Below are 13,390 nucleotides of genomic sequence, written 5' to 3'. Positions count from 1 at the left end.
CAATGACTTTAATTATTTAACGCCATTGCATTCGTTGTAATCTTACAGCATTCAAAATTGCTAATAACGCAACACCTACATCAGCAAATACAGCTTCCCACATTGTTGCTAAACCACCTGCACCTAATATTAAAACAACTATTTTAACACCAAAAGCTAAAATGATATTCTGCCAAACAATTTTTCGAGTAGAACGACTAATTTTTATTGCTTTAACTACTTTTGAAGGTTGGTCTGTTTGGATAATGACATCAGCAGTTTCAATGGCAACATCACTTCCTAAACCTCCCATTGCAATACCTACATCACTTGCTGCTAAAACTGGTGCGTCATTAATACCATCGCCAATAAAGGCTATTTTATTTTTGGAATTTTGTTTTAAAGTTTCAACTTCATTCAATTTATCTTCGGGTAATAAACCACCTTTTGCTTTTTCAATGTTTAATTGAGAAGCTACTTTTTGAGTAATGGAATCTTTATCCCCGGAAAGCATCATTATTTTAGAAATACCGACTTTGTGCAAATTGGTTATGGTTTCTTTGGCATCTTCTTTCAATTCGTCTGCAATGACAACATAACCAGCAAACTTATTACCAATTGAAACTAAAACAATAGATTCTACAATAGTGTCGATTTCTTTTGCAACTTCAATATTATTGGCAGTCATTAATGCTTTGTTTCCAACTAAAACAGTTTTTCCGTTTACAATTCCTTTTAAACCTTTTCCTGCTATTTCTGAAACTTTGGTAGCATTAAAATCTGCTCCATTTGCTTTGTATTCTAAAATGGCTTTAGCAATTGGATGCGTAGATTGCTCTTCCATCGCCATTAAGTATTTCATAAATTCAGTTTCTTCCCAACTGATTGCTTTTACTTTTTTGATTTTAAAAACACCTTTGGTAACTGTACCCGTTTTATCCATAACCAACGTATTAATTTTGGTCATAGCATCAAGAAAAGAAGCACCTTTAAATAGAATACCGTTTTTTGAAGCTGCTCCTAAACCACCGAAATAACCCAATGGAATTGAAATAACTAAAGCACAAGGACAAGATATTACCAAGAAAATTAAAGCTCTATACAACCAATCTCTAAAGACATAACCATCGACAATAAAATAAGGTAATAATGTAACGCCTATGGCTAAAAACACAACAATTGGTGTGTAAATACGTGCAAACTTCCTTATGAATAATTCGGTTTTAGATTTACGAGCTGTTGCATTTTGAACCATATCGAGAATACGAGCAATGGAACTGTCTTTAAATTCTTTGGTGGTTTCAATTTCTATAACACCATTGAGATTGATACTTCCTGCAAATACTTTTTCACCTTTGGCAATGGTATCTGGTTTACTTTCACCAGTTAAAGCTGCTGTGTTAAATGATCCTTTTTCAGACAAAAAAACACCATCTAAAGGTACTTTTTCGCCAACACGTACTTGTATCTTTTCGCCAATATTTACGGCTTCAGGATTTACAGAAACATAATCTTTATTTCGATAAACTAACGCTTCCTTTGGTCTAACATCAAGCAATGCTTTAATGTTTGATTTTGCTCTATTAACTGCTGTGCTTTGAAATAATTCGCCTACTGCATAAAATAGCATTACTGCAACACCTTCAGGATATTCACCAATAATAAACGCACCAATGGTTGCGATTGACATTAAAAAAAATTCTGTAAAGACATCACCTTTTTTAATACTTTTCCATCCTTCTTTTACAACAGGAAATCCAACAGGTATATATGCTATGATATACCAAACAATGCGAATCCAATCTCTAAAAAAATTAATATCAAAATAATCTAAAGTAATACCAATGATTAGCATTACAAAACTTACTATCGCTGCACTATATGCTTTAAAATTATTGGAACCTTTACTGTGATTATGACCATCATCGTGACTGTGTTCTTTTTCAGAATTAGGTTTTATATCTCTTAAATTGAGTTTCTTTTTTTTCATTGATACTTAAATTTAATTCAAAGATGCTTTAAAATTGACTGCAATGGAAGTGCATTGTTAGCTACTACATTTATCACAAATACCTTTTACAACCAAGTTGACGTTTTCAGAAACAAAACCATCAGGCACTTTTATTTGAGGTATTTTATGTTCTGTTAAACATATAGTTTCGTTACAATTATTACAATGAAAGTGTAAATGTAAATCGGTTTCAATTTCACAACTGCATCCTTGCTCACAAAGGGCATATTTAGTAATACCTGTACCGTCGTCTATTTGATGAACAATTGCTTTTTCTTCAAATGTTTTAACTGTTCTGTATAAGGTGGTTCTATCTGCTTTTTCAAAAGCATTTTCAATATCGCTTAATGTAACTGCTATTTGTTTTTGTGCAAGAAACTTATATATAAGTAATCGCATTGCTGTAACACGTATCTCTTTTGACTCTAATAATTGTTCTATAGTTTGCATAATTTAATGTTCGTGTTCTGCTTCACCTTTTTTCATTTCTGCAATAAGGTAGTAGGCATTATTATAAGCGAATTTTGTACTCGTTTCGATTTCTTTAGTAAACTCTACAGCTATCCAATTACCATCTTTAGCTCCTAAAATGACTTCGACTGGTTTGAAACTCCAATCTTCATTTTCCTTTTCTACAGAAAACACAAAATAGGTATCGCCTTCTTTTATAATGGCACTTTCTGGTAATGCTCTTGTTTTTGTATTTTCAACTTGAATTTTACCTTGGATATACATTCCTGGAATTAAATTACCTTTTTTATTTTCAATTTCTGCGTGAACGTGTACTGCTTTAGGGTTATCTTCGAATGTTTTGCTTACCGAATAGATTTCTGCAATTAATTCTTCATTTTGAGTAGATTGAACATTAAAGGTTACTTTTTGACCTTTTTTTACTTTATAAACATCTTTTTCGAAGACCATTAAATCTGCGTGGACGTGATGTGTATTTACTATTTCAAAGAGTTCTGATTGAGGTTCAACATACTGACCAGTTTTTACTTCTACCTTTTGAACAAACCCTTCAATTGGGCTACGCAATGCTACTTGTTGAGCTATTGTGCCATTACGAACCGATGTTGTACTGATATTTAGTAATTGTAGTTGAGCTGCCATTCCATTAACCATAGCCTTTGACGCTTCGTATTCTGCTTCTGCTTTTTGAAAATTTGCACCAGAGCCTACGCCAGCATTATATAATTTTTGTTGACGTTCATAATTTTTCTTTAAAAAATTGCTATTGCTATACGCATTGAGATAATTGGTTTGCATTTGAATGATATTAGGATGTGATAAATAAGCAACAACCTGACCTTTGTTTACTTTATCTCCTTCAATTACTTTAATGGAAACTACATTAGCTCCAATTACGGAAGTTATTGCTGCTTCATTTTGTGGTGGTACTTCTAACGTTCCATTGGCTTCAACATAACCACTCATATTTCGCAACGCAATGGTGTCAATTTTCATTTTTAAGGCTTCAAATTGTTGTGCTGATAGCATCACTTCTTCGTTTTCGCTATGCCCTTCATTAGTTTCAATTTTGGTTTCTTTATTATGAGAATGCCCATCTTCTTCGTTGTGTTTTTCTTTATTGCCACAGGCAGTTATTAAAAAGGTCAACATTACTATTATTAGGATATTATATGATCTGTTTTTCATAGTGTTATTATTTAAAATATTGTAATTCAAAAATGCTTTGTAAATAGTTTACCAATGCTGTTTGAGCTTCTAACTCTGATTGAATGGCTTGATTTATAAGTTGCGTAAAGGCAGAATAATCAATTTCGCCTTCTTTATAAGCAAATAAAGCGCCAGTTTTCTGTTCTTTAATAAGTGGTAATACTTCATCTTTATAAAATAGCCAAGACGTTTTCCATTTTTGGTAATTTTCTTTTGCTTGATTAAATTTAGATTGCACTTCCTTTTGTTTAAATAACATATTTACTTCTGCAATTTCTTTATTGAATTTTGCAGTTCTAATTTGTTTTCTTGTTGTACCAGAAAGAAATGGTATAGAAATACCGGCTTGATAAGTATAATAGCCTGAACTACCGTTTACTTTTTGTAAACCACCTTGAAGGTTAAACTTTGGTAAATTCTCGGCTTTAGCAGCTTTGTAATTTGCTTCTGCTTCTGCTATTTTAAGTTGAGAAACACCATACAAAGGATGAGCTTCTGCACTAAAGGCTGTTAAATCTATGTTGTTAAGGGTTTTAAACTCGTTTGGAACTGTATAGATTTTTTCAGAAACTAACCATAAATTTAATTGCTGTAAAGCAATGAGGTATTCGCTATAAGCTTGCTTTGTTTTATTTTTAATTTGTAAAGCTTGATTTTTAGCTGCTGAATATTCTAATTTTGATATAGCTTCTACTTCATAATTTAACTCAACAGCTTTTTTAAAATTGGTGTAAATAGCATTCAATTCTTTATACAGATTATAATTCCGTTTACTTTTAAAGGCATTAGACCAGGCTTTTTTCACCTCTAATTCTAACTCCAATTCTGAAAGTTGATACGCCTTTTGCGCTAATTGAATACGTTGTTCTAATAATTTTTGCTTTGGTGCAATACCAAACACATCTATATTTGATTGGCCAACACCAATAGTTGTGTAAATACCTGAACCATCTTTAATTTCCTCACCACCTGTAAAAATTTGAGTTGAGCCAAAATCGAAAGCAGTCCCTTTTAATTGTTGCTGTTTATCAATTTCTAACTGTCTTTGTTTTAAACTAGGATAGTTCTCTTTTGACATTTTTATAGCTTCTTGTAATGAAACAATAGGCAAAGAGTCGCTAACTTGTTGTGCATTTCCTGTTATTGGAAACAAAAACATAAAAACTATAATAGCTGTTGCAGTTGCAAATTTTTTGTTTGCTTTAAATTTAAAAGACTTGTTCTCTACCCAATGGTATAAAATAGGAAGCACAAACAAGGTTAATAATGTAGAAGTTAACAGACCACCAATAACTACCGTTGCTAAAGGACGTTGTACTTCTGCACCTGCCGATGCAGAGATAGCCATTGGCAAAAAGCCTAATACATCAGTAAAAGCTGTAAGCATAATAGGTCTTATTCTTCGTTTTGTACCTTCAATAATTCTATCTTTTAAATTGGTAACGCCTTCTTCTTTAAGTTCATTTAATCCGCTAATCATTACTAAACCATTTAAAACTGCAACACCAAAAAGGACAATAAAACCTACACCTGCTGAAATACTAAAAGGCATATCACGAAGCCACAAGGCTACAACGCCACCAATGGTTGCCATTGGGATAGCTATGTAAATCATTAAAGTTTGTGGTAGTGATTTTAGCGCAAAAAATATTAATACAAAAATAAGTAGCAATGCTATTGGTACTACAGTTTGCAAACGATTACTGGCACGTTCTAAATTTTCGAAAGCACCACCATATCGAATAAAATAACCTGAAGGCAATTGAAGATTTGCATCTAATTTTGATTTGATTTCTGCTACTAACGATTTTACATCACGACCTCTTACATTGATACCTACATAAGTTCTTCTGTTTGTATTATCTCTACTTATTTGCATTGGTCCCGCTTTGTAACTTACATCTGCTACTTCGCGCAATGGGATTTGTGCGCCAGAAGGTAAGTTGATAAACAAATTTTGAACATCCGTTATATCCTTACGATTATGAGAACTTAATCTTACCACTAAATCAAATCGTTTTTCACCTTCAAAAATAACACCTGCTGTACCTCCTGCAAATGCAGATTGTACAATTTGGTTTAAGGTATTTATTTGAAGTCCGTATTGTGCCAATTTACCTCTGTTATAGGTAATTGTCATTTGGGGTAAACCTGTAGTAGCTTCCGCTTTCATATCACCAATACCTTCTGTACCTGCAATTATTTTAGATATTTCTTCTGCTTTTTGAGACAATACATTTATATCTTCTCCATAAAGTTTAATAGCTATGTCTTCTCTAACACCTTCGAGTAGTTCGTTAAAACGCATTTCAATGGGTTGAGTAAATTCATAATTTACACCAGGAATCATTTCTACTGCTTCCTTCATTTCTTCAATGAGTTGATCTTTGGTTGCAACCGTTGTCCATTCGCTTTTTGGTTTCAGAATTACAAATACATCAGCAATATCCATTGGCATTGGGTCTGTTGGAATTTCAGCAACACCAATTCGACTTACAATTTTTTCAACTTCTGGGAATTTTGCTTTTACAATTTGCTCGATTTTAGTAGTTGTTTCGATGGTTTCGGTAAGTGAACTACCTGGTTTTAAAATAGCGTGAAACGCTATATCACCTTCATCGAGCTGTGGAATAAATTCGCCACCCATTCTGGTAAACATAAAAATTGTTATTCCGAATAAAACAACTGCAATACCTACTATTAGTTTTCCTTTTTGCAAGGCTTTTTCTAATAAAGGTTGGTATTTACGTTCTACCCAATGCACAAACTTATCGCCATAGGATTTTTTGTCTGTTTTTGGCGCTCTTAACATAAGTGCAGACATCATTGGTACATAAGTTAAACAAAGCACCATTGCACCAATCATAGCAAAAATAAAAGTCAATGCCATTGGCTTGAACATTTTCCCTTCAATACCTTCCAAAGCTAAAATTGGCAGGAAGACAATTAAAATAATAAGTTGCCCAAAAAAGGCAGCATTCATCATTTTTTTAGAAGCATTTGCTGCAACATTATCACGTTCTTTAGACGTTAGTTTTTTCTTTTTTAAGACTTGTGAAGCAATAAGGAAAACGGTACTTTCTACAATAATTACAGCACCATCAACGATAATTCCGAAATCGATTGCTCCTAAACTCATTAAATTAGCCCAAACGTCAAAAATATTCATTAAAATAAATGCAAATAATAAGGATAATGGAATTGTTGAAGCTACTATTAAACCGCCTCTCCAATTACCTAATAAGAAAATAAGAACAAAAATGACTATTAAAGCGCCTTCAATTAAATTGGTTGCAACCGTTGAGGTTGTTTCTGCTATTAACTTACTTCGGTCTAACAAAGGTTCGATGATTACACCTTCTGGTAATGACTTTTCAATTTGAGCCATTCTTTGCTTGACATTTTCGATAACATCATTTGAATTAGCACCTTTTAGCATCATTACCAAACCACCAACAACTTCGCCTTCACCATCTTGTGTTAATGCACCATAGCGAATAGCAGCACCAAATTGCACCGTAGCAATATCGCCTACAGTAATAGGAATGTTATTTATGTTTTTAACCGTAATCTTTTTAATATCTTCTATACTACGCACCAAGCCTTCACCACGAATAAAATTAGCTTGATGATTTTTTTCTATATATGCGCCACCTGTATTTTGATTGTTTGCCTCAAGAGCTTCAAAAACATCTGTAATTGTAATTCCTATAGCTTTTAGTTCGCTAGGATCAACAGCAACTTCATACTGTTTAATTTTACCACCAATGGCGTTAACCTCAACAACACCTTCTACCATAGCCATTTGACGTTGAACAATCCAATCTTGCATTGTTCGTAAATCTGTTACAGAATATTTGTCTTTATACTCTGGCTTTACTTTTAGTGTGTATTGATAAATTTCACCTAATCCTGAAGATATAGGTCCCATTGTAGGCTCTCCAAAGCCACTTGGTATTTGTTCTTTGATCTCGTTTAGTTTTTCTGATACTAATTGACGTGGTAGATATGTTCCCATATCATCATTAAAAACTATGGTCACTACAGATAAACCGAAACGAGAAATAGAACGAATTTCTGTTACATCTGGAAGATTACTCATTGCCACTTCCACAGGATAAGTAACAAATTGTTCAATGTCTTCTGTTCCTAAATTTGGTGCTTGTGTAATTACTTGCACTTGGTTGTTGGTAATGTCTGGAACAGCATCTATTGGTACTTTGGTCATACTCCAAATACCTGCTCCAATAATGGTAAGCGTTAGCAACCCAATAATGAATTTATTATTGATTGAAAAATCAATGATTTTATTAATCATATTAAAATGTATTAATTCAGTTAAAAAATATAAAAGTGTGTTCGTAATTCGATTTCGTTCAATATGAACTTCTCGTAGCTATGCTACTCGAAAACGAAAACATCAAAAAAGGATATAGCTATCCTATGAAAACTGAATTATACTCGAGGTGGTTGTAAAATGGAAGTCGTAAAATCTTTTTCTATTCCATTCTGGTAGAAAAAATCTTGGGTAGAAATAAATCTTATTTCATATTTAGTGTAAGAAAATTGAAAATATGTAGCATTAATATGACAACATTGGCATATACAAAAAGGCGAGCATAAATCTGAATCTTGGTGCTGATGGTCATTATCCATAGCTTGTGAAATTTCAGTTTTAACATCATTATCAGACACATCAAAATCAGCACAAGGTGCTAGATTGAGTGCGAAAATATAAATTGATAATATGAATGCTAAAAATTTCATTGTAGCAAATATATAAATTATTTAATGCAATGGTTGTGCAAATAATAGGCTTTACAATAATTAAAAGGTGTTTGGTTAGTTATATTTTATAGCAAAAGAAAAAACCTTAATTTTCCTTTTGCTATAAATTACATTAAAAAATCATACTTATTTATTGATTCATTTTCATTTCGTGGTCGTATTGACAACAACCAGGTAAATTTTTATAAGCTTCTTCGCTTCCTGCTACTTTTTCAGTATCATAACCAGAAGCTGCTATTGCTTTATGAATTGCCATTACATTGGTTTTGGTATCATCAAAAGAGACATCGATTTTCTTTTTATCTACATTCCAATTAGCACTTGCAACACCTTCAACAGCATTTACTGCTTTTTCAATGGTTTTTTTACACATACCACAATTACCTCTTACACCAAAAGACAAGTCTGTCATAGCCATATCTTTTGACATTTGTGTAGTGGTTGTTTTTGTTTCTTTTTTTGTTTGACTATTACAACTTGTTACACCTAAAGCTGCTATAACAGCTATACTTAAAATTACTTTTTTACTCACGTCGATTACATTGTTGTTTTTGTGTTCGTGATTTTTCTTTGAAAAGTTCATTGTTTTAAAATTTAATTGTTATTATTTGTATTTAATTATTCTATAACTTGTTTTACCTCTCCACAGGTTAGCATTGCTTCGCCAAAATATGGATTGATTACTTTTTCTTCTTTGCTTAACCAATAGGCACCTTTATTACTATCTGCCATTGGACAAAACTCTACATATACCTTTTCATTGATACCAAATAGTTGCACAGCTTTAATAAAATGCGAAGACAAATGTTTAAAATGATTTCTTTGCTCTTTTATATTTGCTGCTTTAGAAATAGCAATTGTTGAAGATTTAATTTCTTTTACTAATGACATCCAATGATTATGAGCTTCATCTTTAACTAATTTCATATCCACATTATTCAAATTATCAAGTAAACTATTTGCATTTTCTGATGTTTTACTTGAGTTATCTTTAACAAACGCATCCTTTAAATTAATATAGCTTTCAAATACTTTTTTTAATTGTTTCTGAAATGCTTTTGATACTTCCAACCGTTCATTCATATTGGTATGGTCTGTATTATTTTTTGATGAATTACTATCCATACCTAAATGTCCTTCGTGACCAGTCATTACTTTTCCTCCATCTTTATTCATCATAGATTTTTTTCCTTGTAATTGTGCTGCTGCATCAACTGTAAAAGTTCCGTTGGTTACAATTTCATCACCATTTTTTAACCCTTTTAATACTTTGTAATTACTACCTATTTGATTACCTAAAGTTATTTGACGCATTTCAAAAACTGGTTGGTCTGGATTGGTTTTTATATATACTACAGAGCGTTCACCTGTCCATAAAATGGCAGATGAAGGCACGAATAATGATTTTTCTTTATTAGAGGTTACCTCTTTAATTTTCCCTTCAATAAACATTCCTGGTTTAAATACTTCGTCTTTATTATTAAGCACTACTCTTAATTTAACAGTACGAGTTCTGTTATCTAAAATAGGATCAATAAAATCTACTTTACCTTTAAATTTTTTATTAGGATAAGTATTTGTTGTTACGTTTATTTCTTGCCCTTTTTTAAATAAGTCTATTTGGTTTTCGTACACATCAAAGTTTCCCCAAACTGAATTTAAGTTTGCAATTTTTAATAGAGGTTGCCCTTGTTTTATATAATCGCCTTGCTCTACTAATTTTTCTGTTACAGTACCAGAGATAGTTGCGTAGACAGGAAAATTTTCTTTTATTTTTCCTGTTTGTTCTATTTTATTGATTTGCTTTTCAGAAAGTTTCCATAATTTTAATTTATTACGAACTGCTTTATATAATGCCGGTTGTGATTCCTTTAATGAAGCTGCTGTAATTAATTCTTGTTGTGCTGCATATAATTCTGGTGAATAAATGGTTGCTAATAATTGCCCTTTGTTTACTTTTTCTCCAGTAAAACTGACATTTAAGCGTTCAATTCTTCCAGAGAAATAACTGACTTGCACAGCATTTGCTTTTTCATTGGCAACAATTTTACCTGATAGTTTAATACCGTTATCGTCTGCTTTACTACTACCTACAATTGATGTTTGAATGTTGGCCAACGCCATTGCATTTTTTGTTAATTTGAATTGGTCTGCTGCTAAACCATCTGCTCCAGCTTCGGCAGGAATTAAATCCATACCACAAATAGGGCAATCACCAGGTTCTGGTTGCATAATTTGTGGGTGCATTGAGCAAGTCCATTTTTGATTGGTTTCTGCTATTTCATCGTGATTATGTTCAGTTTCTTTGTTTGATGAACTACCGAATAACAACCAACCTAATAATAAGCCAACTGCTAATATTACTATGTAAACTATATATTTTTTCATTTTTCTATATTTTAATATTTCTTAATCTTAATGCGTTTGCAATTACTGATACTGAACTAAAACTCATTGCTAAAGCTGCAATCATTGGTGAGAGTAATAACCCGAATATTGGGTATAAAACACCTGCTGCAATGGGCACACCCAATACATTGTATATAAAAGCAAAAAAGAGATTCTGCTTTATGTTTTTAACAACAGCGTGACTTAATTTTTTAGCTTTTACAATACCTTGTAAATCTCCTTTTACTAACGTAATTGAAGCGCTTTCAATAGCTACATCTGTACCTGTACCCATTGCAATACCAACATCTGATTGTGCTAAAGCTGGCGCATCGTTAATACCATCACCTGCCATTGCTACAACACTTCCTTTTTGTTGAAGTTTATCAATTTCATTCAATTTATCTTCTGGAAGACATTCTGCTTTATAGTGTTTAAGGTTTAATTGTTCTGCTACCGATTTTGCAGTGTTTTTATTATCACCAGTGAGCATTATTACCTCAACACCATTATCTTGTAGTTGTTTAATAGCATTTTGACTTGTGGTTTTAATGGCATCGAAAATAGTTACATATCCAACAGCTTCATTATCTACTGCTATATACGATACTGTTTTACCTTGTTCTTGTTCTGCAACCACATTAGTTTCTAAATTTTTAGAAATAGTTATGGCAAACTGCTCTAATAACTTTGCATTACCTAAAGCAACTTTTTTGTTTTCAATAGTACCTATAACACCTTTTCCTGCTACAGCTTGAAAATCGTTTACTTTTGTAATTGCAGTATTTTTAGATTTACCATAGTTTACAATAGCTTCTGCTAAAGGATGTTCGCTATATTGATTTAAGGAAGCAATGAAATGAAGTAGTTTTTCTTCTTTTAAATTATTAATTGAGATTACTTTTTCAACTGATGGTTTTCCTTCAGTAATCGTACCTGTTTTATCTACAATAAGCGTATCTACCTTATTCATTTTTTCTAATGCTTCAGCATTTTTAATTAACACACCAGATTGCGCACCTCTACCAACACCAACCATAACAGACATTGGTGTTGCCAAACCTAATGCACAAGGACAAGCAATAATTAATACAGCAATTGCATTTACAAAGGCAAAAACATAAGCAGGTTCTGGACCAAAAATAGCCCAAACTATAAATGTTATTACTGCAACAACTAATACAATTGGAACAAAGTATTTAGATATTCTATCTGCTAATTTTTGAATAGGTGCTTTTGAACGACTTGCATTATTTACCATATGAATAATTTGAGAAAGTAAGGTTTCGGAACCTACCTTTTCAGCTTTCATAATAAATGACTTTGTACCGTTAATTGTGCCAGAACTTACTTTATCGTCTATGCTCTTATCTACAGGAATTGGTTCTCCAGTAATCATAGATTCATCAATGCTACTATGACCTTCTACAATACTACCATCTACTGGAATTTTTTCTCCAGGCTTAACTCGTAATAAATTGTCTTTTTCAATTTTATCGATTGCAATAACTTTATCTTCTCCATTAGTAACCAATGTTGCTGTTGAAGGCACTAATTTTAGTAATTCTTTTATTGCGCCACTTGTTTGACTATGTGCTCTTGCTTCTAATAATTGACCTAATAATACTAATGTTAAAATTACCGTTGTAGCTTCAAAATAAACAAATACATTACCATCGGCTGTTTTAAAATCTTGTGGAAATACATCTGGAAATACCATTGCAAATACACTAAATAACCACGCGATACCCGAACCAATACCAATTAAAGTAAACATATTCAGGTTCATTGTTTTTATTGATGTGTAAGCACGTTTAAAGAACATCCAAGTTGCATAAAACACTACAGGGATTGATAATGCAAACTGAATCCAGTTCCATTGTTTTTGTTCTAAAACATTATATAAAGGATTATTATCTAATGCTTCTGACATTGCTATTAAAAATATTGGCACAGTAAAAATTACAGCTATCCAAAACTTTTTCAACAATTTTTTATAGGTTTTGTCTTCTTCTGAAATATCCGCTTCTAATGGCACTAAATCCATCCCACAAACAGGACAAGAACCTGCTTCGTCTTTAATTATTTCTGGGTGCATTGGACACGTAAATTGGCTACTTGTTGTAGTTAAACTTCTTTCTTCCACCAAGTCCATTCCACAAACAGGACAATCACCTGCTTTATTATATGTTTTGTCTTCTTCGCAGTGCATAGGACAATAAAATGTACCTGTTCCTTTGCCTTTAGGTTGTTCCTGCTTTTTTTCTTTATTAGGTTGGTGTTTACCTTGTTTATGAATACTATATCGACCACCATCCTCTTTTAATGCTTTTTGAAATATTTCAATTGAAATATGTGATTGCATTTCAATAATAGCTTCTGATTTTTCTAAATTGACTTTTACGTTTGAAACATCATCAACTTTTGAAAGTGTTTCTTCTACGTGACTGCGACAACCGTTGCAAGTCATTCCGTGTATATGATATGTGTGTTTCATTATTTTATTTTTGTGCCTGACAAGGGAAGGGCTATTAACCAATTAAT

The 13,390-nt window shown here is 32.3% G+C and carries 8 protein-coding genes; all 8 read right to left on the bottom strand.

Translation table 11 applies throughout. From position 1 onward, the window contains the following. Nucleotides 1-16: 16 nt before the first annotated feature. The 8 genes from N2251_RS11320 to N2251_RS11285 all read right to left on the bottom strand — a co-directional run bounded on the left by N2251_RS11320 (nucleotide 17) and on the right by N2251_RS11285 (nucleotide 13,343). The gene (locus N2251_RS11320; protein ID WP_215968336.1) at nucleotides 17-1,969 is read right to left on the bottom strand and encodes a heavy metal translocating P-type ATPase; all 1,953 of its coding nucleotides are present in this window, start codon (nucleotides 1,967-1,969) and stop codon (nucleotides 17-19) included. A 57-nt stretch (nucleotides 1,970-2,026) separates the two neighbouring features. Beyond that, nucleotides 2,027-2,440: a Fur family transcriptional regulator gene (locus N2251_RS11315; protein ID WP_215968335.1), complete on the bottom strand. Its 414-nt coding sequence runs from the start codon at nucleotides 2,438-2,440 to the stop codon at nucleotides 2,027-2,029. A gap of 3 nt (nucleotides 2,441-2,443) precedes the next feature. Further along, nucleotides 2,444-3,649, bottom strand: coding sequence for an efflux RND transporter periplasmic adaptor subunit (locus tag N2251_RS11310; protein ID WP_215968334.1), 1,206 nt, complete (start codon nucleotides 3,647-3,649; stop codon nucleotides 2,444-2,446). Nucleotides 3,650-3,656: 7 nt separating this feature from the next. Next, nucleotides 3,657-7,988, bottom strand: a complete 4,332-nt coding sequence (locus tag N2251_RS11305; RefSeq protein WP_260586816.1) for a CusA/CzcA family heavy metal efflux RND transporter — start codon at nucleotides 7,986-7,988, stop codon at nucleotides 3,657-3,659. Nucleotides 7,989-8,125: 137 nt separating this feature from the next. Continuing rightward, the gene (locus N2251_RS11300) at nucleotides 8,126-8,437 is read right to left on the bottom strand and encodes a DUF6660 family protein (RefSeq protein ID WP_260586814.1); all 312 of its coding nucleotides are present in this window, start codon (nucleotides 8,435-8,437) and stop codon (nucleotides 8,126-8,128) included. Nucleotides 8,438-8,588: 151 nt separating this feature from the next. Further along, nucleotides 8,589-9,041 carry a heavy-metal-associated domain-containing protein gene (locus N2251_RS11295; protein ID WP_260586812.1) on the bottom strand — a complete coding sequence of 151 codons (453 nt, stop codon included), beginning with the start codon at nucleotides 9,039-9,041 and terminating at the stop codon, nucleotides 8,589-8,591. A 35-nt stretch (nucleotides 9,042-9,076) separates the two neighbouring features. After that, nucleotides 9,077-10,846, bottom strand: a complete 1,770-nt coding sequence (locus tag N2251_RS11290) for an efflux RND transporter periplasmic adaptor subunit (RefSeq protein WP_260586811.1) — start codon at nucleotides 10,844-10,846, stop codon at nucleotides 9,077-9,079. A 4-nt stretch (nucleotides 10,847-10,850) separates the two neighbouring features. Next, nucleotides 10,851-13,343 (bottom strand): heavy metal translocating P-type ATPase, encoded by a 2,493-nt coding sequence (locus N2251_RS11285; RefSeq protein WP_242176717.1) that lies wholly within the window; start codon nucleotides 13,341-13,343, stop codon nucleotides 10,851-10,853. Nucleotides 13,344-13,390 lie beyond the last annotated feature (47 nt).

Origin of the sequence: Tenacibaculum haliotis (assembly GCF_025215075.1) — a bacterium.
In the GTDB taxonomy this organism is placed as follows: Bacteria; Bacteroidota; Bacteroidia; order Flavobacteriales; family Flavobacteriaceae; genus Polaribacter; species Polaribacter haliotis_B.
Note: the sequence above shows the minus strand (reverse complement) of the source record. Positions and strands in the feature narration are given on the sequence as shown.